Here is a 20,159-nt window from a genome sequence, read left to right as displayed (position 1 = left end):
TCGGGTCGGTGTCGTGCTCAGCCGCCCAGCAGCGAGCCCGCGCCCTTCGTCACACCGCCGAGGACCCCGCCGACCGGCTCGGTGACACCGGAGAGCACGCCGCCGACCGGCTCGGTGACGGTGCCCAGGGTCTCGCCGACCGGCTTGGTGACGGCCTGCAGCGGCTGGGTGGACTCGTTGCCCTCGTCGGAGGAGCCGGAGTCGTCGGATCCGGAGTCCCGCTTCGCCGAGGTGTCGAGCAGGCTGGTCACCGGAGCGGCCGCCTCGAGCAGCGGCCCGGTGAGCGGCTCGGTCGCGCTCAGCACCGGCTCGGTGACCGGGGAGAGCGCCCCCAGGACGGGGGTCGTGACCGGCTCCAGGGTGTCGGTGACCGGCTTCGTCAGCGGCTGCACCGCGTCGGTCACCGGAGTGACGGCCGAGGTCACCGGGGACAGGGTGCCGCCGAGGGTCTCACCGACCGGTGCCGCGGCCTGTGCGACCGGGGCGACCACGCCGCCCACCGTCGACCCGACCGGGCGGGTGGCCTCGGTGATGTCCTGCAGCGGACCGGTGCTGGTGCCGCCCTGCGCCGGCCCGGCCGCGGTGACCGGCTCGATCAGGTTCGTCGCGGGCGGGCGGGACGGGTTGTTCAGCGCCGCGACGACCGGGACCGCGCCGATCGGCGAGCCGGTGGCGGTGGAACCGGTGCCCGGATCCGCTGAACCGCCCGGATCGGCCGAGCCACCCGGGGAGGACGGTGCCGGCGACAGGATGCCGGGCAGCAGCCCGCCGCCCTGACCGGCCTGGCCGCCCTGCTCCGGGGCGCGCTGCACGGGCACCGCTGCTGCGGCGCTCGGGCCGGAGCCGGTGGAGACCTGGCGGACCGTGCCCGCCGCGGCGGACGCGCCCGCCTGCTGCGGGAACGCGACCTCCATCCAGTCGGTGGCGCCGGGCGCGGTCGTCGGGAGGTTCTCCAGCGGCGACTGCAGCGCGACGTTCGCGGGCAGGTACTGGCCCGGCAGCGTCTCGGTCTGGGCGCTCGCCGGCAGCCCGACGCCGGGGAACAGCCCGTCCGCGGCGGCCTGGGCGTCCGACGGGTGCGTCGCGGCACCGTTGTAGATCGCGGCGCCGAGCACCGAACCGGCGGCGACGAGCGCCCCGGCGACGGCACCGGCCCGGCGGCGCCCGGACGCCGGGCGGTCGGCACATTCCCGGGCCGCCGCGGCCGCGGAACGCGGCTGGGGAAGATCGATGTCGGGCCAGCCTCCGGGGGCACCGGCGGCCGGGACGTCGGAGCTCGCGCCGGCGACCGGCGAGCGGCCCTCCCGGCGCAGCAGGTCGCCCACGGACAGCACCGGGCCGGTCAGCGGACCTGCCTCGTCACGGGATTCACGCGCGCCTGCCGTGTGCCGGGCCAGCAGTTCGGCGACGCTCACTACCTCACGGTGCCCGGTGGCGCTCGGGGCGCCGGGGAGCGGGGCACCGGCGGGGGTGTCGGTCACGGCCGCACGTCCTCCTTCGGGGTCATTTCGACCAGGGAAGATGTACCGGATGAGCGGCTCCGCCCCAAGTGGTGACCCTCCGCTCGTCGCAGGTCACCCTTTCGAGTGATTCCCGTTCATCGGGCGTATCCAACCGTTCGTCCTGCTCGTTCGCGGCACAGGCAACCTGTGTGTGAGGTGGCCGGGCCGGAAGTCCCAGGTCGGTCACCCGCTGCGTGCGGAACCGGTCACGGAGCGGGTACGCCGGGCGAATCGGCGAGCGGTTGTGATCTGATCGACCGACACGCCGTGCGCGGTCCGCCTGCTGGGAACCGCGCCGACCCAGTGCCGACCCGGTGCCGACACCAGTGCCGGTTCAGCGCCCGCCGAGCCGGCCGCGCCCGAGGCGCAGCAGCATCATCGCGAGTTCCCGGCCCTCGGCTCCGAGTGCGTCGAACCGGTCCAGCACCGCCATCTCGCGGCTGTACACGATCCGGGGGCCGCCGGCTGCCATCCGTGCCGCACCGATCCGCTTGGAGACCTCGGTCCGCCGCAGGATCGCGTCCAGGATCTCGGAGTCGAGCCGGTCGATCTCGGCGCGCAGCGCGTCGATCTCGTCGTCCGCGGCGGTGGGGACGGAGTCGGTGCGGGTGCCGGGCGGGGTGGGGTCGGTGGCGGACATGGGCTCCTCGTCTCGGTCGGTTCGGTGATCGGGTCCGGGGACCGAGGACGCGCGAACGCCCCGGGTCCGCGGACTCCGGGGCGTGCTGGTGGCTCTGCGCTCAGGCGGCGGGCGCAGGGGGCACAGCGGGTACCCGGGTCCGGGACCCGGGCCGAAATCGCCGGCTGCCGCCGTACGCACTGTGCACGCGCGCCAGTCTAGACCACCGGCCGGTATCCCGGCCGCGGGTTCGGGGATGTCGGACCCCCGGCGTACGGTGTTCGACACGATGAGTGCCTTGTTCGAACTCCCCGGAACGAGCCAGGGCGGGCCCGCCGCCGAGCCGAAGACCTCGCGCGGGCGCCAGCTGCTGGAGGGTCTCAACGACCGGCAGCGCGACGCGGTGACCCATGCGGGCTCGCCGCTGCTCATCGTGGCCGGCGCGGGCTCGGGCAAGACCCGGGTGCTCACCCACCGGATCGGCTGGCTGCTCGCCGAGCGTGGCGTGCACCCCGGCGAGATCATGTCGATCACCTTCACCAACAAGGCGGCGGCCGAGATGAAGGAGCGGGTCGACGCGCTGGTCGGCCGCCGCTCCGGCCCGATGTGGGTGTCGACGTTCCACTCGATGTGCGTGCGGATCCTGCGCCGGGAGGCCAAGCATCTGGGGGTGCGCAGCGCGTTCTCGGTGTACGACGCGGACGACTCGCGGCGCCTGGTCGGCATCGTCGGCCGGGACCTGGAGCTGGACCCGAAGAAGTTCGCCCCGCGTGCGCTGGCCGCGCAGATCTCGAACCTGAAGAACGAGCTGCTCTCCCCGGACGACGCCGCCGAGCGGGCGGCGAACGACCACGAGCGCCGGATCGCCGAGGTCTACGGGGTCTACCAGTCCCGGCTCCGCCAGGCCAACGCGTTCGACTTCGACGACCTGATCATGGAGACGGTCTCGCTGCTGGACCGGATGCCCGCGGTCGCGGAGTACTACCGGCGCCGGTTCCGGCACGTGCTGGTCGACGAGTACCAGGACACCAACCACGCGCAGTACGAGCTGGTCCGCCAGCTGGTGCTGCCGGCCACCGCGCAGGCGGCCCCCGCCGAGCTGTGCGTGGTCGGCGACTCCGACCAGTCGATCTACGCCTTCCGCGGCGCGAACATCCGCAACATCGTCGAGTTCGAGCAGGACTTCCCGGAGTCGCGCACGATCCTGCTGGAGCAGAACTACCGCTCCAGCCAGACCATCCTCACCGCCGCGAACCGGGTGATCGCCCGCAACACCGAGCGCCGGGACAAGCGGCTGTGGTCGGATGCCGGCGACGGCGAGAAGCTGGTCGGCTACGTCGCCGACAACGAGCACGACGAGGCCTCGTTCATCGCCCGGGAGATCGACCGGCTGGTCGACACCGGCGAGTACCGCAACTCCGACATCGCCGTGTTCTACCGGACCAACAACCAGTCCCGGGTCTTCGAGGACGTGTTCCTCCGGGTCGGGCTGCCCTACCGGGTCGTCGGTGGGGTCCGCTTCTACGAGCGCCGCGAGATCCGGGACGCACTGGCCTACCTGCGGGTGCTGTCCAACCCCGAGGACACGGTCAGCCTGCGCCGCATCCTGAACGTGCCCAAGCGTGGCATCGGCGACCGGGCCGAGGCGGTCGTCGCCGAGTTCGCCGAGCGGGAGCGCACCTCGTTCGCGCACGCGCTGCGCACCGCGGCGGAGGAGCCGGCGCGGCTGCCGGCGCTCGCCACCCGGTCGCAGCGCAACATCGCCGCGTTCGTCCGGATGCTCGACGAGCTGGGCGAGCTGGTCGAGCGTGGGGACGACACCGCCGAGATCCTGGAGGCGGTCTACGGCCGCACCGGGTACACCGAGGAGCTGCAGGCTTCCGAGGACCCGCAGGACGGCACCCGGATGGACAACCTGGCCGAGCTGGTCACGGTGGCCCGCGAGTTCGCCGGTGACGCCGCCGTCGCGGATCTGGCGGCGGCCGAGTCCGCGGCCGAGTCCGTAGCCGAGGGCGCGCCCGACACTGCGCCGGATACCGCACCGGACACTGCACAGGCCGGCCCGAACGACGACGACGAGACCGGCGTCCCGGAGCCGGGCTCGCTCGCGGCGTTCCTGGAGCGGGTCGCGCTGGTCGCCGACGCCGACTCCATCCCGGACGACGACTCCGGCCTGGTCACCCTGATGACCCTGCACACGGCGAAGGGGCTGGAGTTCCCGGTCGTGTTCCTGACCGGCTGGGAGGACGGGATCTTCCCGCACCTGCGCGCCCTCGGGGACCCGAAGGAGCTCGCCGAGGAGCGCCGGCTCGCCTACGTCGGGATCACCCGCGCCGAGCAGCGGCTCTACCTGTCCCGGGCGATCGTCCGGTCGGCGTTCGGGCAGCCGAGCACCAACCCGGCGTCCCGCTTCCTGGACGAGGTGCCGCCGGAGCTCGTCGACTGGCGGCGCACCGAGGAGCAGCTGGTGTCGGAGCGGCCGTCCGCCCCGGTCGGCCGGTTCGGGTTCGGCCGTCGCTCCGGCTCCGACCGCGGCGACTGGAAGGTCCCCGAGCGCAGCCTGAACAACCAGGCCCTGCAGCTCGACGTCGGCGACCGGGTCAACCACGACAAGTACGGCCTGGGCACGGTGATCGCCGCGGACGGGTCGGGCCCGCGGGCGACGGTGACGATCGACTTCGGCAGCGGCGGGACGGTCCGGCTGATGCTGATCGGCGGCGTGCCGATGCAGAAGCTGTAGGGCCCGGGCGGGTCAGTCGTCGTCCGGGTCGGCGGCGGCCTCGCTGCGGGTGACGATGTCGGTGCTGCCGAACGCGCCGGTCACGTCGACCTGGACGGTGCGCCCGCCGGTGTTCGCGCACGCAGTCTCGCAGTCCACCGAGCCGAAGGCCTTCCAGCCGCCCACCGTGACCCGCGCGTCGTCGGGCACGACGACCCGGACCGAGCCGAACAGCACGCCCATCTCGACCCGGTCGCGGTCCTCGGCGACACCGACCGTGCGGCTCCCGAACACGACCGTGCCGTCGGCCCCGCCCAGCAGGTGCGATCCGCCCCACAGGGCGGCGGCGACCAGCGCGATCGTGGTGAGCGTCCCGCCCGCCGCGCGCGCCCATTCCAGGCCGAGCTCGCGGGCCCGGGACGGGGCCGGCGTCGCGTCCGCGCGCCGGGCGGGCGCACGATCGGGCGGGAGATCGCCGGTCAGACCGGTGAGCTCGGAGTGGTGCCGCGCGGCCCACGCCTTCGCCGCCCGCTCCTCGTACTCCTCGAGCGTCAGCCGTCCCTCGCCGTGTGCGCGTTGCAGCCGGTCGTCGACCGCCCGCCGCTCGGCGTCCCCGATCCGATAGTCGTCCCCCATCCCGACATCCTGTCGGGTCCGGTCGGGGCAGCGGAAGCCGGGACCCGCCTCAACAGTTCTGGGGATTCCGCGCGGCCCGGGACCTTCGGACGGTGTGCGCGCCCCGGGGCGGCGCGCACCCTCGCCGGGCAACCGCCTGAACCGGCTCAGGCGTCCCGGCTGCCGGTGGCGCCGCTGATGTCGAGCCCACGCTCGGCGAGCCAGGGCCGCGGATCGGTCTTGGTGCCGTCGGCCTCCCACACCTCCAGGTGCAGGTGCGGGCCGGTGGACTGGCCGCGGTTGCCGACCTCGGCGATCTCCTCGCCTGCCGTGACCTGCTGGCCGGTCTCCACCATCGAGCGGTTGATGTGCCCGTAGACGGTGGCTGTGCCGTCGTGGTGCCGCAGCACGACCCACATGCCGAACCCGCTGGCCGGGCCGGACTCCTCGACGACGCCGTCGGTGAGCGCGAAGATCGGGGTGCCGATCGGGGCGGCCAGGTCGACCCCGTAGTGCTGGACGCCCCAGCGGGCGCCGAAGCCGGAGGTGAACCGGCCCGAGGTCGGCATCACGAACGGCTCGCCGGCGTACACGACGGCCTTGGGAGCGCCCTGCGACATCGCGGTGGACAGCGCGCTCTCGACCTTGGCGGCCTGCTCACCGAGCCGGGCCGCCTTGGTCAGGTTCTCGACGTCGACCGCCGCGGTCTGCGCGAGGTCGGGCACCGACGACGGCGCCGCCAGCTGCTCGCTGCCGATCGCCGAGGTGACCGCGGGAGTGATGGTGTCGGCGGGCCGCGGCTCGGCGGTCACCGGGAGCATCGCCGAGGCGGCGATCCGCTCGTAGGACTCCTCCACCGACGGCGCACCCGCCAGCGCGGGGATGCCGAGGGTGCCCGCGACGGTCTGGCCGGCCGCGACCAGTGCACCGCCGGCAGCGGCGGCGACCGTCACGCGGGTACGCGAGACCGTCGGCGGTGGCGCCGGGAGCCGGTGGCCGCCCGCGGTGACCGGCACACGGGGGAGTGTGCCGGACCGGAGCTCCGGTCGGATGGCGCCGCTGGGGGAGCGGTGGCGCGCCAAGACCTGCCCTTCTGGTGTTCAGGGCGCCGCGAGCCGCTCGCCGGTGGTCGTCGGAGTGGGGGCTCCGTCGGGGGGTGGCGCCGTTCGGGGAGGGCGCCGACCACCGTGATCGGTCCGTGACGTGGACGACGCGACGTTAACCCGCGAGTCGCGGTGTGGCAACGGCGCGCCACCGGCCGGTTGCGGACGGTCGGAGATCATCGACGACCGGTCGGGCGGGTGCGGGGAGCCGCGCCCGCGTCGTCAGGAGGCGGGGGCGCTGCGCCGGCCGGCCGGGCGCAGTGAGCCGCGCAACCGGCGGTCGCGCACCCGGTCGTGCTCGCGCCGCTCCTGCTCGCCGCGGGCCAGCGTGCTCGCCACCCAGTGCACCGTCCGCCGGTCGATCGGCAGCGACAGGTGCCCGACGTCGTCGAGGCCCAGCTCCTGCACGTCGAGATCGGGATGGCGCAGCCGGGAATTGCGCTGCGGGAGGATGACCTCGTCCATCCGCGACCACACCACGAGGAAGCGGGTCCGGCAGCCGGGCGCCGGCTCCGTGAGCTCGCGCAGCACGTCCGAGCCGGGCCGCAGCTGGCGGCACAGCGCGGTCGGTGCGAGCCGGGCGAGGTTGCTGCCCGAGTGCGGGCTGCCGAGTGTGACCACGGTGTCGACGACGGCGTCGCCACCCATCCGCTGCACGTAGTAGCGGGCGATGACACCGCCCAGCGAGTGCCCGACGATGTGCACCTTCTCCGAGCCGGTGGTCTCGCGCAGCCGTTCGACGTGGCCGTGCAGCTCGTGCGCCGCACTGCGCAGGTCACCGGTGAGCAGGCTGTAGTTGATGGCGTTCACCACACCGAACCCGCGGCGGCGCAGCTCGTGTGCGAACACCGTGAACACCGAACGGTTGTCCATGATGCCGTGGATCAGCAGGATCGGCGTGCCCGCCGCGGCCGGGTCGGCGACCACCAGGCTGCGCTTGACCGGGGGCAGGCTGTCGGTGCGGTAGTGGCCGTGCGGGCGGACCGTCTCCTCCACCAGGCCGACCGGGTAGAGCGCGACGTGCGCGGCGAGCCATGCCCACTCCACGGCCAGGCCACGCAGGCCTGCGGGGGAGGTGAAGGTGCGCAGCGCGTACCCGGCTGCCTGCCCGAGGTCGAGGGCCAGGGACGGGACCCCGGCGGCCACCGCGCGCAGGCGCCGCCAACCGGACAGCGCCGTCGCCATGATCGAACGATAGGTCAGAAACGCCACCGCAACCAGACGGCACAACGGGCGAAACCGGCCGGGGCTCGTCGCCCGCGGTCGCCGGTGGTTGCTCCTGCGGGGTGACAGCTGTCACCAGGACCAGGTCAGGACGGGTGCGGCCGGTCTGGTTAGGCTCCCCGACGCAGCACGACCGACGTCCGCGACCGCTGCCGCCTCCCCAGTGCGGGGTGCGCCCGGGGGGAACCCGGGCCGCGCCGGTCGCGACGAGAGCGAAGTGGAGCGGGAGAGCCGAGTGGACCTGTACGAGTACCAGGCGAAGGATCTCTTCGCCGCGCACGGAGTCCCGGTGCTGCCGGGCAGGACCGTGGACAACGCCGCCGACGCGGCGGCCGCGGCGGCTGAGCTGGGCACCGCGGTCGTGGTGAAGGCTCAGGTCAAGACCGGCGGGCGGGGCAAGGCCGGCGGCGTGAAGCTGGCCGAGAACGCGGACGAGGCCAAGGAGAAGGCCGAGGCCATCCTCGGGCTGGACATCAAGGGTCACACCGTCCACCAGGTGCTGGTGACCGAGGCCAGCGACATCGCCGAGGAGTACTACTTCTCGTTCCTGCTGGACCGCTCCAACCGCACCTTCCTGGCCATGTGCTCGGCCGAGGGCGGCATGGAGATCGAGCAGCTGGCCGTCGAGCGTCCGGACGCGCTGGCCCGGATCGCGATCGACCCGATCGCCGGTGTCGACAAGGCCAAGGCCGACGAGATCGTCGCCGAGGGCAAGATCCCGGCCGCCGTCGCCGACGAGGCCGCGAACGTCATCGTGAAGCTCTGGGAGACCTTCGTCTCCGAGGACGCGACGCTGGTCGAGGTCAACCCGCTGGTCCGTGACCCGCAGGACAAGGTGATCGCGCTCGACGGCAAGGTCACCCTGGACGAGAACGCCGACTTCCGGCACCCGGCGCACGCCGAGCTGGTCGACGAGCGCACCGAGAACCCGCTCGAGGCGAAGGCCAAGGCCAAGGGCCTCAACTACGTCAAGCTCGACGGGGGCCAGGTCGGCATCATCGGCAACGGCGCGGGCCTGGTCATGAGCACCCTGGACGTCGTCGCCTACGCCGGCGAGGCGCACGGCGGCGTGAAGCCCGCCAACTTCCTCGACATCGGCGGCGGCGCCTCGGCGCAGGTCATGGCCGACGGCCTGGACGTCATCCTGGGCGACGACGAGGTCAAGAGCGTCTTCGTCAACGTCTTCGGTGGCATCACCGCCTGTGACGCGGTCGCCAACGGCATCGTCGAGGCGCTGAAGATCCTCGGCGACGACGCGACCAAGCCGCTGGTCGTCCGGCTGGACGGCAACAACGTCGACGAGGGGCGCCAGATCCTCGCCGACGCGAACCACCCGCTCGTCACCGTGGTGGGCACGATGGACGACGCGGCCGCCAAGGCCGCCGAGCTCGCGAACGCTGGAGCCTGAGACATGTCGATCTTCCTCAACGAGAACAGCAAGGTCATCGTCCAGGGCATCACCGGCGGCGAGGGCACCAAGCACGCCACCAAGATGCTGGCGTCGGGCACGAACATCGTGGGCGGCGTGAACGCCCGCAAGGCCGGCACCACGCACACGGTGGGCGACAAGGACGTCCACGTGTTCGGCACGGTCGAGGAGGCGATGAAGGAGACCGGCGCCGACGTGTCGGTGCTGTTCGTCCCGCCGAAGTTCGCCAAGGACGCCGTGATCGAGGCGATCGACGCCGAGATCCCGCTGGCCGTGGTGATCACCGAGGGCATCCCGGTGCACGACTCGGCGTACTTCTGGGCGCACGCCGTCGCCAAGGGCGCTGAGACGACCCCGGGGGCACCCCGAACCCCGAGGACCCGGATCATCGGGCCGAACTGCCCGGGCATCATCTCCCCCGGGAAGTCCAACGCGGGCATCATCCCGGCGAACATCGCCGGCCCCGGCAAGATCGGTCTGGTGTCGAAGTCCGGCACCCTGACCTACCAGATGATGTTCGAGCTGCGTGAGTTCGGCTTCTCCACCGCGATCGGCATCGGCGGTGACCCGGTCATCGGCACCACCCACATCGACGCCCTCGAGGCGTTCGAGGCGGACCCGGAGACCGAGGCGATCGTGATGATCGGCGAGATCGGTGGCGACGCCGAGGAGCGGGCTGCCGACTTCATCAAGGCCAACGTCACCAAGCCGGTCGCCGGTTACGTCGCGGGCTTCACCGCCCCGGAGGGCAAGACGATGGGCCACGCCGGCGCCATCGTGTCCGGCTCGGCCGGCACCGCGCAGGCGAAGAAGGAGGCCCTCGAGGCCGCGGGCGTGAAGGTCGGCAAGACGCCGTCCGAGACCGCCGCGCTGATGAAGGAGATCCTCTCCGCGAAGTAGGCGGCAGCTGACGCACCACACACGCGCGGGCCCCGGGATCACTCCCGGGGCCCGCGCGTTCGCGTGGTGCGTCACCCGACCGTGGAACCCGATCGGCTAGCGTGCGATCCAGTAGCCCTGTCGTCGACGCCGCGCCCGCCGCGGCCGCTGGAGTAGCCGTCATGACGAGCAACCAGCCCGCCTCCCCGGGCGCGGCACCCCCTGCCCGGTCCGCGGGCGCCGGCGATCCCGGCACGCTCCAGGCGGGTCCGGTCCGGCTCGCGGTACTCGGCGGTGGGGTGCTGGCCCTGCTCGCCCTGATCGCGGCGTTCTTCGACGCCGGGGCGGGCAGCCTGCTCCCGCTGACGCTGGTCGTCGGTGGCGGGATCGCCGGCACCCTGTCGCTGCTGCCCGGCACCGGCCGCACCCTGGTCGCCGGCGTGACGCTGAGCGGGACCGGGGTGCTGACGATGCTGTTCCTGTTCACCGCGAGCGGCAGCCCGGTGTCCGCGGGTGCCGCGGGCTGGATCACGCTGGCGGCGGCCCTGCTGTCGGTGGCCGCCCTGCTCTACGGGCAGCTCCTGCTGTCCGGGGTGCTGTCGGCGCCCGCGCCGCGCCCGGCCCGGCCGTCGCACGTCCCGGAGCAGCAGTGGGGCACGCCGGGGCTGCCGCAGTCCGGCTATCCCGGTCAGCCCGGTCCGGGGCAGCAGCAGCCGGGGTACGGCCAGTACGGCGCCGCCCCGGCCGCCCAGTACGGCGGGGGACATCCGATGGCGCCCGGTTACGGCCAGCAGGCCCAGCCGGGCGGTCACTACCCGGGGCAGTACGGCCAGCCCGGGTACGCCGTGCCGCAGCCGGGTGGCTACGCCGGCGGGACGTCCGCCGCCGGGGCCCCGTCCGGCGGGGCGTTCTCCGGTGTCGCCTACGGCGAGCGTCCGGTCGCGGCCCCCGGGGCCGGGGCGTACGGCCAGCAGCCCGCCGAGGCGGCCCAGCATGCCCCCGGCGGCGCCGCGCCGCAGGGCTGGGCGCCGCAGTACGACGCCGCAGCGCCCTGGACTCCGGGCGGGCAGGCGCCGGGTGCACCGGCTCAGGCTCCCGGCTCGCAGGCACCGCCGCAGCAGACCCCCGTTCCGCAGTCGTCCGAGCAGCAGGCCCCGACGAGCCAGCCCCCGACGAGCCAGCCGCAGTCCGGTCAGCAACTGGCCGGTCAGCAACTGGCCGGTCAGCCCCCGGCCACCCAGCCGCCGTCCGCCGAGTCCCCGTCCCCGTCCCCGGTCCAGCACGCCGCGCCGCAGCAGGCGCCGGTGGAGGCACCGCCCGGCACCCGCCCCTACAGCGGCGAGGAGATCCCCGGCGCCGAACCGGGCACGGGCGGCGGGCACCGCTACCCGGATCCCGCCGGGGCCGCTCCGGCCGACGAGGCGACCCGCGCGCTGCGCGCCGAGGGCGGCTCCTCGTCGGGCTGACCCGGGTGCCGGCCGCCACCGGTGACCGCCGTCCCCGGCGTGCCTGCCGTCGGTGGCGTCCCGGCGCTGCGACCCTGACCGGGTGAGCATCCCGTCCCGGCCCACCCGCGGCCGTCCCGCTCCCCGTTCCCGGACGTCCGGCTCCGGGGCGGCACGGGCCCGCGGCGGTGGCCGTGACACGGCCGTCGCCGAGCGCGGGCGGCCCCGCGGCGAGAACCTCCGGGACGGTTCCGGCAGGCGCGGGGAGCGGGGTGGCCCGGGGCACGGTCTGGACCGGCTGCGGGTGCTGCTGGCCTCGACGATGGGCGCGGTGCTGGCCGGCTACACGATGCTGGTGCCGGTCGCCGCACTGCTCACCGGCACCGGTGGTGCCCCGGTGACGGCGGACGGGGCACTCGCCGCCGCCGTCCCGATGTGGCTGGCCGCCCACCAGATCCCGATCGCGCTGAACGGTCATCCGCTCGGGGTGCTGCCGTTGCTGCCGACGATCGTGGTCGTCGTGATGGTCGCCTGGTTCTCCCGCTGGGCGGTGCTCCGGCTGGGCGGGCGGGTCCGGCACGACGCGGGTGCCGTCGTCGCGAGCCAGGCGGGCGCGGCCGCTGCGGTCGCGGTGCTGGCCGGTGCGCTGCTGCCGCGGGAGATGGCGGTGACCGCGCCGTGGGCCTCCCTGGTCGGTGCGGGACTGATCGGCGGCACGGCCGCCGGCGTCGGCGTCGTCCACGCCTGTGGGTTCCCGGTGGCCTGGCGCCGGGTGCTGGCGGGCTGGCCGGGGGTGGCGCTGGCCGGGGTCCGGGTGGCGGCCACCGGGCTGCTGCTGACCGCCGCGCTCGTGCTGACCGCAGCACTGGTGTTCACCGCACCGGCGGTGACCGAGGTCGCGGCCCGGCTCGGCCCGGGCGTGGGCGCCGCGTCCGGGGTGCTCGTGCTGACCGTGGGCTACCTGCCGAACGCCCTGGTCGGCGCTCTGTCGTGGGCGACGGGGCCGGGTGTGTCGATGGGCGTCGCCGCCTCCGGCCCGTTGACCGCCGAACCCGGCCCGATGCCGCCGTTCCCGCTCACCGCGCTGCTCCCGGTGACCGCCGTGCCGACCGCGGCGCCGCTGGTGCTGCTGCTCCCGGTGGCCGTCGGTGTGCTGACCGGCCTGGCCTGCCGGCGTGCGCTGCCGACCGGCGCGCCCACCGCGGACCGGATCGCGGCACCGCTGACCGCCGCCGTGGTCACCGCCGTCGGGGCGTCGGTGCTCGCCACCGTGGCCGGGGGATCGCTCGGTGGCGGCCCGTACGACCCGGTCTCCTTCCACGGCGGCGCGGTCTTCGGAGCGGTGCTGCTGCTGATCGGCCTGCCGGCGCTGCTCACCTGCGCCGGGCCGGAGCTGGCCCGGCACGTCCCGATGGGGAACGCGGCCGGTGACCGCCCGGCGCCACGCCCGGTGCCCGTGCGGCCCCGCGGCACGCGGCAGGGCCGCCCGGCCACGGTCGGGGACCTGGTGGAACGGCACCGCACCTCGGGGGCCGGTAGGCCCGGGCGCGCACCCGCAGCAGCAGCCGGCTCCGAGCCGGACGGCACCGACGCCCCCGACAGCTCTGCCGACGGTGACAACGCTGCCGCCCGTGACAACGCGGCCGCCCGTGACAACGCTGTCGCCCGTGACAACGCTGTCGGCGGCCCTGACGACGCCCCTGACGGCGCTCCCCACGATGCTGCTGCCGGCGCTCCCGATGATGCCACTGCCGCTGCCGCTGATCGGGATGCGGCCGGTGCTGCGGCCGATCCCGGTGCTGCCGGGAGACCGGACGACGAGCCGGGCCGCTGACCGCACCGACCGGCCGGGCAGGGCCCCGGCGCCGACCGGCCGGCCCCCGCCTACCCTGGCTCGTGCAGCAGGACGGCCTGCGAGGCGATGTCGAGGGAGAGCGGTGGGAGCGGACGAACAGCCGGTGACCGGCCGGTTCCGGATCGTCGTCCTGGTCTCGGGTGGCGGGACCCTGCTCCAGGCGTTGCTCGACGCGGCGGGCCCGGAGTACCGGGTGGTCGCCGTCGGGGCGGACCGCTCCGGGGCCGCCGGACTGGACCGGGCCGCGGCAGCGGGGCTGCCGACTTTCGTCGAGCGGGTCGGTGATCATCCGGACCGGGCGGCGTGGAACCGGGCACTCGCCGTGGCCGTGACGGCACACCGGCCCGACCTCGTCGTCGGGGCCGGTTTCATGAAGCTGGTCGCACCGGCTTTCCTGGACGCACTCGGATGCCCGATGCTGAACACGCATCCGGCCCTGCTGCCGGCGTTCCCCGGCGCGCACGCGGTGCGTGACGCGCTGGCCGCCGGGGTGGACGTCACCGGCGCGACCGTGCACGAGGTCGACGCGGGACTGGACACCGGGCCGGTGCTCGCGCAGGCGGAGGTGCCGGTGCTCCCGGGCGACGACGAGACCGTCCTGCACGAGCGGATCAAGACCGAGGAACGACGGCTGCTGGTCGGGACGGTGCGGCGGCTCGCCGCATCGGGGACCACCGCCTCCGAACCCACGAGGTGAACATGAGTGAGCGCAGGCCGGTCCGCCGGGCCCTGATCAGTGTCTACGACAAGGCCGGGCTGCTGGACCTGGCGACCGGGCTGCACGCCGCGGGGGTGGAGATCGTCTCGACCGGGTCGACCGCTGCCCGGATCGCCGACGCCGGTGTGCCGGTCACCGCGGTCGAGGAGGTCACCGGGTTCCCCGAGTGCTTCGACGGCCGGGTGAAGACGCTGCACCCGCGGGTGCACGCCGGGCTGCTGGCCGACACCCGCAAGCCCGAGCACCTCGACCAGCTGGAGCAGCTGGGCATCGCGCCGTTCGACCTGCTGGTGTCCAACCTGTACCCGTTCCGGGAGACCGTGGCGTCCGGCGCGAGCCGGGACGAGATCGTCGAGCAGATCGACATCGGCGGCCCGGCGATGGTGCGCGCGTCGGCGAAGAACCACGACAGCGTCGCCGTGGTGGTCGATCCGGGCCGCTACGAGTGGGTGCTGGAGCAGGTCGCCGCGGGCGGGTTCGTGATCGAGGACCGGCGCGGGCTGGCTGCCGAGGCGTTCCGGCACACCGCGGGGTACGACGTCGCGGTGGCGTCCTGGATGGGGGCCGATCTGGCGCCCGAGGAGGACGCCGGGCCGTTCCCGACCTGGATCGGCGCCACCTGGAACCGCGCGCGGTCGTTGCGCTACGGCGAGAACCCGCACCAGGCCGCCGCGCTGTACACCGACGGTGCCCCCGGCCTGGCCGGTGCCGAGCAGCTGCACGGCAAGGAGATGTCGTACAACAACTTCGTCGACGCCGACGCCGCCTGGCGGGCCGCGCACGACCACGGCGACCGGCCGACCGTCGCGGTGATCAAGCACGCGAACCCGTGCGGCATCGCGGTCGGGACGGACGTCGCGCAGGCGCACCGGAAGGCCAACGCCACCGACCCGGTGTCGGCCTTCGGCGGCGTGATCGCGGTCAACGGTGAGGTCTCGGTGGAGCTGGCCGAGCAGGTCGCGGAGATCTTCACCGAGGTGCTGCTCGCCCCGTCGTACGCCGACGGTGCGCTGGAGGTGCTGCAGCGCAAGAAGAACATCCGGCTGCTGCGGATCCCCGGTGAGGTCGCCCGGGCCGCGGTGGAGCTGCGCCCGATCTCCGGCGGGGTGCTCGTCCAGCAGCGCGACCTGGTCGACGCCGACGGTGACGACCCGGCGGCCTGGAAGCTCGTCACCGGGGACCCGGTCGCCGAGGAGACCCTCGCCGACCTGGCGTTCGCCTGGCGCGCCTGCCGTGCGGTGAAGTCGAACGCGATCCTGCTCGCGCACGACGGCGCCGCGGTCGGCGTCGGCATGGGTCAGGTCAACCGGGTGGACGCGGCCCGGCTCGCGGTGCAGCGCGCCGGTGACCGGTCGCGCGGCTCGGTCGCGGCCTCGGACGCGTTCTTCCCGTTCCCGGACGGGCTGGAGGTGCTGCTCGACGCCGGTGTCGCCGCGGTCGTGCAGCCCGGCGGTTCGGTGCGCGACGAGCTGGTGGTCGCGGCCTGTGCGAAGGCGGGCGTCGCGATGTACCTGACCGGAACGCGGCACTTCGCGCACTGAGTCCGCTCTCCGCGGCCGTCGGCCCGGGTCGCCGTGTGCGGCCCGGGCCGCGCCGTGTCCGGGGCTTCTCGCGGTCCGCACCGCGGAAACTGTCGGGGTGGCGTGCGACGGTGCTCCGCATCGGCCCGGACATCCCCCGACCGGGGGCTGCGCAGGGCCGATCCGGCCTCTATGATTCGAACATCAGTTCGAGCATGCGTCGTCTTCCCCACGGCGTGCCGGACAGGTTCCGACCGGTCAGCGGGCCGGTCGCGGTGCGTGGGAGCGGGGGAGGTCCGTGTGGTGAGGGCTGTGGATACCGGTGCGGGTGGGGACCCGGAGCCGGTGTTCGACCCGGCGGAGGTGTCGGGTCCGGTGATCGGAGCCGGCACGTGGTGCGCGGGGGCGGACGGGGATCCCGTCCCCGTCGGTCACGCCGGCCCCGGAAGCGGGTACGCCGGGCCCCGTGCTCCGGAGGGCGGGCGGGAGCCGCTCGCCGGGGCACGGGGCCCGGCCGGGGGTGGCGTGCCGCCCGCGGACCGGCTGGCCACGGCCCGTCGGGTGCTGCACCGGATGGAGGCCAGGGCGGATCCCGAGCGGTCCCGCCCGCGCGCAGGCCCTTGCACCGGATCCGCGCGCCCGGCCGGGGTCACCATCGGAGCCGCCGCCGGGGCCGCGGCTGCCCCGGTGGATCCGCTGGGCCCCGGCGATCCGGTGCTGCCGGTGCTCGGCCCACTGTCCGGGCTGCTGCCCGGCGGCGGGTTGCGTCGCGGCTCCACGGTCGCGGTCGGTGCCGGGGCGGGCGCCGGTTCGCTGTTGTTCGCGCTGCTGGCGGCGGCGTCCGCGGAGGGAGCGTGGGCGGGAGTGGTCGGCCGGCCGGGCCTGGGGGCGACGGCGGCGGCCGAGAGCGGTGTCCGGCTGGACCGGTTGGCGCTGGTCCCGGATCCGGGGGCCGACGTGGTCCCGGTCACCGCGGCCCTGCTCGACGGGCTGGATCTGGTCGTGGTCGCCGGTCCGGAGCGGGCCGGGTTGCGCGCGGCGGACCGTCAGCGGCTGATGGCCCGGGCCCGGCAACGCGGGTCGGTGTTGCTGGCGCTGGGTTCCTGGCCGGGAGCCGACCTGCGGCTGCACTGCGAGCGGGCGCACTGGGAGGGGGCCGGTCGCGGGGCGGGCCGGCTCCGGTCGCGCCGGGTGGAGGTGCGCGCGCACGGCCGCGGGATCGGGCTCGCGGGCCGGGGTGCCGAGGTGCTGTTGCCGGGCCCGGGCGGGACCGTCGTCGAGGTCCAGGCCGAAGCCGGGATACCCGCGGTGCGGGTGGCCGGATGAGTGCCGAGGCCCGGGTACTCGCGGTCTGGTCCCCGGACTGGCCGGTCACCGCGGCGGCCCGGGCCGCGCACGTACCGGTGCACCGTCCGGCGGCGGTGTTCCATGCCAATCGGGTGCTGGCCTGCTCGGCGACCGCCCGCAGGTACGGGGTGCGGCGCGGGCTGCGCAGGCGCGAGGCGCAGGCCCGCTGTCCCGGGCTCGCGGTGCTCGCGCCGGATCCGGGCCGGGACGCGCGGCTGTTCGAGCCGGTCGCCGCGGCGGTCGAGGAGCTCGCCCCCGGCGTCGAGGTGGTCCGGCCCGGGCTGCTGGTGCTGCCGGCCCGCGGCCCGGTCGGCTGGTTCGGCGGCGAGCGGGCCGCGGTGGAACGGTTGATCGACCAGGTGGCGCTGCGGGCCGCCACCGAGTGCCAGATCGGGATCGCGGACGGGATGTTCGCCGCCGAGCTCGCGGCCCGCCGCGGTCGCGGGGTGCCTGCGGGCCGGTCGGCGGAGTTCCTGGCCCCGCTGGAGGTCGCCGAGCTGGACCGGGATCCGGATGTCGACCGGTCCACGCTGGTCGATCTGCTGCGCCGGCTCGGCCTGCGGTCGCTGGGGGCGTTCGCGGCGCTGGCCGAGGCCGACGTCGCCTCCCGGTTCGGCGCCGACGCGGTGGCCGCGCACCGGCTGGCCAGGGGCGTCGATCCGCGGCCCCCGGCCCGCCGGGTGCCGCCGGAGGAGCTGGCCGCGGCGATCGAGCTGGACCCGCCGGTGGACCGGGTGGATGCGGCCGCGTTCGCCGCCCGCGGGCTGGCCACCCGGCTGCACGAGGCGCTCGCCGGGCACGGTCTGGCGTGCACCCGGCTCGGGGTGCACGCGCGCACCGACAGCGGGGAGGAGCTGCTGCGGGTCTGGCGCTGCGCCGAGCCGCTGACCCCGGGCGGCACGGTCGACCGGGTGCGCTGGCAGCTCGACTCGTGGCTCGGGCGCGGCGGCTCCGGCACGCTGGTCGCGCTGCGCCTGACCCCCGAGGACACGGTGCAGGCCGGGGCGCTGCAGCGCGGGCTGTGGGGCGACGTCGGCGAGGCCGACGAGCGGGCCGGGCGGGCGCTGGTCCGGGTGCAGGCGCTGCTCGGGCCGGAGGCGGTGCTCACCGCGGTCCCGGCCGGCGGTCGGGACCCCGGCGAGCGGATCCGGCTGGTGCCCTGGGGGGAGGAGCGGACCGCCGAGGTCGCGGGCACGTCGCCGAAGGATCCGCCGGCGTCCTGGCCGGGGCGGTTGCCGGCACCGTCGCCGGCGACGGTGCCGCCGGAGCCGGTACCGGTCCGGCTGTTCGCGGCCGGTGGCGCCGAGGTGCACCCGGCCGCCCCGGACCTGCTCGACGGCGCCCCGCACCGGATCTCCGGTGGTGGTGGCCCGGACCGGGAGATCACCGACTGGGCCGGTCCCTGGCCGATGGGGGCCCGCTGGTGGGCACCCGGCGATCCCGGCCCGGCGGTGCGGGTGCAGGCCGTCCTCGCCGACGGGACGGCACTGCTGCTCGTGCACCGGGCCGGCGGCTGGGCGGTGGCCGGTGTCTACGACTGAGCGACGCGTGCCGCCCACCGGCTCACCGGGCCGGAACGCCGGTCAGGTCCACCGCGAACCGGCCGATCGCCGAGCCCATCGCGGTGAGGTTGCGGTCCAGCGCCGTCCGGTCGATGTTGGTCAGCCGGTCGCACGCGGTGTGGTAGCACGGATCGAACGACTGGCCCGCCGTGCCGCCCCACTTCTCGGCCTGCTCCGGCGTCTTCTGTTTCTCGGCGCCGGTGAACAGGCCACCCGCCGGGACCCCGGCGTCGATGAAGGGCCCGTAGTCCGAGCGGCCGTCGAAGGCGGTGCCCTCCGGGCCGGGCACCCCGGCGGCGACGAGCGCGTCGGTCAGCACCCGTTCCGCGGTCTCCGAACCGGGCGGTCCGGCCTGCCCGCCGAGGCCGTCGGAGTCGTCGCCGTCGTAGACGAGGTAGGCCGGGTTCGGGGAGGCGACCATGTCGAAGTTCAGGTAGAGCGCGATCCGGGCCAGGTCCGGTTCGGAGAGCCCCTCGACGTACTTCGTCGCGCCGACCAGGCCGATCTCCTCGGCGCCCCACCATGCGAAACGCACCTGCTGCCCGGCGGGCGGAGCCGGGCCGAGCTTCTGCGCGACCTCCAGCAGCGCCGCGCTGCCGCTGCCGTTGTCGTTGATTCCGGCCCCCTCGGGCGCCGAGTCCAGGTGCGCCCCTGCCACCAGCACCCGGTCCGGGTCGCCGGTCGTCGTCTCGGCGATCACGTTGCGCGAGGTCTGCTGCTCGATGGTGGTGTCCAGCAGCAGGGTGGCCTGCTGCCCGTCCTGCAGGCCGGCACCCGCGGACCTGGTCACCGATGCCGTCGGGACGACCTCCGGGGTGTCCTCGAGGGTGGCGGGCAGCGCCGCGTCCTCGGTGTTCACGATGATCACGGCGCCGGCCCCGGCCGCGCCGGCCAGCTGGGACTTCTGCCCGAACGGGCAGACGCCCCGCTCGACGACGGCGATCGCCCCGGCCGGCATCCCGGCGTAGTCCTCCGCCTCGCAGCCGGGGGTCGGGTCCTGCGGGGCGCGCGCCCGCACGGACAGCGGCGCGGTCAGCCCGCCGGGCGGGGTGGCGGGGGAGAAGCTGAGCACCTCGGTGGGGACGGGCGCGTCCGCGACCGTCAGCCGGGCGTCGTTCGAGGTGAAGGTGCGGACGTCGAACGAGGGGGTCTGCACCTCGTATCCGGCCGCGCGCAGCTCGCCCACGACGTAGTCGACGCTCGCGTCGTAACCCGATGTGCCGACCGCGCGGTTGCCGTCGTTCGCGTCGGCGATCCGCTCCAGCTCCTGCAGGTGGGCGTAGGCGGCATCGGCGCTGACCTCGGCCGCGAGCCGCTCCGGCAGACCGGGATCGGCCTGGCCGCCGCTGCTCGCCGCGGAGGTCCCGGTGTCCAGCGTCGCCGTCGCGCCCGGCTCGGCGGGCACGTTCGCGCAGGCGGCCAGCGCGGCCGCGGCGACCCCGGCCCCGAGCACGCGCACCAGCCGGTGGGTGGCGCGCCGACCCGGTGTCCCGGCGCGGCCCGCCGCTTCCGTCGTTCCCGTCGTTCCCACCCGCATGGCCCCCCACCCCTGCTGTCCGGCCCGGCGCCGGTCGAAGTCCGTGCCGTCCACAACGGCCGGGCGTCCGGCATCGGGTGTGGAC

15 protein-coding genes are annotated in these 20,159 nt (G+C 75.2%); 9 read left to right on the top strand and 6 right to left on the bottom strand.

Features of this window, described 5'->3' with window-relative positions:
* Positions 1 to 17: 17 nt before the first annotated feature.
* Together Pdca_RS28420 and Pdca_RS28415 are read right to left on the bottom strand one after the other, a co-directional pair.
* A complete protein-coding gene (locus tag Pdca_RS28420; protein ID WP_085912665.1) occupies positions 18 to 1,481 on the bottom strand; it encodes a hypothetical protein in 1,464 nt (487 codons plus the stop codon).
* Between the two features lie 355 nt (positions 1,482 to 1,836).
* Complete coding sequence (locus Pdca_RS28415; RefSeq protein WP_085912666.1) at positions 1,837 to 2,142, bottom strand: chorismate mutase; 306 nt, start codon at positions 2,140 to 2,142, stop codon at positions 1,837 to 1,839.
* Between the two features lie 268 nt (positions 2,143 to 2,410).
* On the opposite strand from Pdca_RS28415, the gene Pdca_RS28410 reads away from it, so the two are divergent.
* On the top strand, positions 2,411 to 4,861 hold the full coding sequence (locus tag Pdca_RS28410; RefSeq protein ID WP_085912712.1) for a UvrD-helicase domain-containing protein: 2,451 nt from the start codon (positions 2,411 to 2,413) through the stop codon (positions 4,859 to 4,861).
* A gap of 12 nt (positions 4,862 to 4,873) precedes the next feature.
* On the opposite strand, the gene Pdca_RS28405 is transcribed toward Pdca_RS28410, so the two are convergent.
* The 3 genes from Pdca_RS28405 to Pdca_RS28395 form a co-directional block, all read right to left on the bottom strand.
* Positions 4,874 to 5,476 carry a DUF1707 SHOCT-like domain-containing protein gene (locus Pdca_RS28405; RefSeq protein ID WP_085912667.1) on the bottom strand — a complete coding sequence of 201 codons (603 nt, stop codon included), beginning with the start codon at positions 5,474 to 5,476 and terminating at the stop codon, positions 4,874 to 4,876.
* Positions 5,477 to 5,622: 146 nt separating this feature from the next.
* Positions 5,623 to 6,408, bottom strand: a complete 786-nt coding sequence (locus Pdca_RS28400) for a M23 family metallopeptidase (protein WP_232021254.1) — start codon at positions 6,406 to 6,408, stop codon at positions 5,623 to 5,625.
* 372 nt (positions 6,409 to 6,780) lie between these two features.
* Positions 6,781 to 7,743 (bottom strand): esterase/lipase family protein, encoded by a 963-nt coding sequence (locus Pdca_RS28395; RefSeq protein WP_085912669.1) that lies wholly within the window; start codon positions 7,741 to 7,743, stop codon positions 6,781 to 6,783.
* A gap of 256 nt (positions 7,744 to 7,999) precedes the next feature.
* Between Pdca_RS28395 and sucC the strand changes: the two genes are divergently transcribed.
* From sucC to Pdca_RS28355, 8 genes are all read left to right on the top strand, one after another.
* Complete coding sequence (gene sucC / locus Pdca_RS28390) at positions 8,000 to 9,190, top strand: ADP-forming succinate--CoA ligase subunit beta (protein ID WP_269462819.1); 1,191 nt, start codon at positions 8,000 to 8,002, stop codon at positions 9,188 to 9,190.
* Positions 9,191 to 9,193: 3 nt separating this feature from the next.
* A complete protein-coding gene (gene sucD, locus Pdca_RS28385; RefSeq protein WP_085912671.1) occupies positions 9,194 to 10,111 on the top strand; it encodes a succinate--CoA ligase subunit alpha in 918 nt (305 codons plus the stop codon).
* Between the two features lie 161 nt (positions 10,112 to 10,272).
* On the top strand, positions 10,273 to 11,556 hold the full coding sequence (locus tag Pdca_RS28380; protein ID WP_085912672.1) for a DUF5336 domain-containing protein: 1,284 nt from the start codon (positions 10,273 to 10,275) through the stop codon (positions 11,554 to 11,556).
* An 82-nt stretch (positions 11,557 to 11,638) separates the two neighbouring features.
* Positions 11,639 to 13,369 (top strand): cell division protein PerM, encoded by a 1,731-nt coding sequence (locus Pdca_RS28375; protein ID WP_085912673.1) that lies wholly within the window; start codon positions 11,639 to 11,641, stop codon positions 13,367 to 13,369.
* Between the two features lie 103 nt (positions 13,370 to 13,472).
* Positions 13,473 to 14,087 carry a phosphoribosylglycinamide formyltransferase gene (gene purN / locus Pdca_RS28370; protein WP_174824371.1) on the top strand — a complete coding sequence of 205 codons (615 nt, stop codon included), beginning with the start codon at positions 13,473 to 13,475 and terminating at the stop codon, positions 14,085 to 14,087.
* Between the two features lie 2 nt (positions 14,088 to 14,089).
* Complete coding sequence (gene purH, locus Pdca_RS28365; RefSeq protein WP_085912674.1) at positions 14,090 to 15,649, top strand: bifunctional phosphoribosylaminoimidazolecarboxamide formyltransferase/IMP cyclohydrolase; 1,560 nt, start codon at positions 14,090 to 14,092, stop codon at positions 15,647 to 15,649.
* A gap of 282 nt (positions 15,650 to 15,931) precedes the next feature.
* Positions 15,932 to 16,954: a hypothetical protein gene (locus tag Pdca_RS37845; protein WP_179956586.1), complete on the top strand. Its 1,023-nt coding sequence runs from the start codon at positions 15,932 to 15,934 to the stop codon at positions 16,952 to 16,954.
* On the top strand, positions 16,951 to 18,516 hold the full coding sequence (locus tag Pdca_RS28355; protein WP_085912675.1) for a DNA polymerase Y family protein: 1,566 nt from the start codon (positions 16,951 to 16,953) through the stop codon (positions 18,514 to 18,516). Before Pdca_RS37845 ends, Pdca_RS28355 begins: the two co-directional genes overlap by 4 nt.
* A 22-nt stretch (positions 18,517 to 18,538) precedes the next feature.
* On the opposite strand, the gene Pdca_RS28350 is transcribed toward Pdca_RS28355, so the two are convergent.
* The gene (locus tag Pdca_RS28350) at positions 18,539 to 19,996 is read right to left on the bottom strand and encodes a M28 family peptidase (RefSeq protein WP_197719839.1); all 1,458 of its coding nucleotides are present in this window, start codon (positions 19,994 to 19,996) and stop codon (positions 18,539 to 18,541) included.
* Positions 19,997 to 20,159 lie beyond the last annotated feature (163 nt).

The sequence above is a fragment of the Pseudonocardia autotrophica genome (assembly GCF_003945385.1).
In the GTDB taxonomy this organism is placed as follows: domain Bacteria; phylum Actinomycetota; class Actinomycetes; order Mycobacteriales; family Pseudonocardiaceae; genus Pseudonocardia; species Pseudonocardia autotrophica.
The sequence above is the reverse complement of the archived record's forward strand: the minus strand, read 5'-3'. Positions and strand labels throughout refer to the sequence as shown.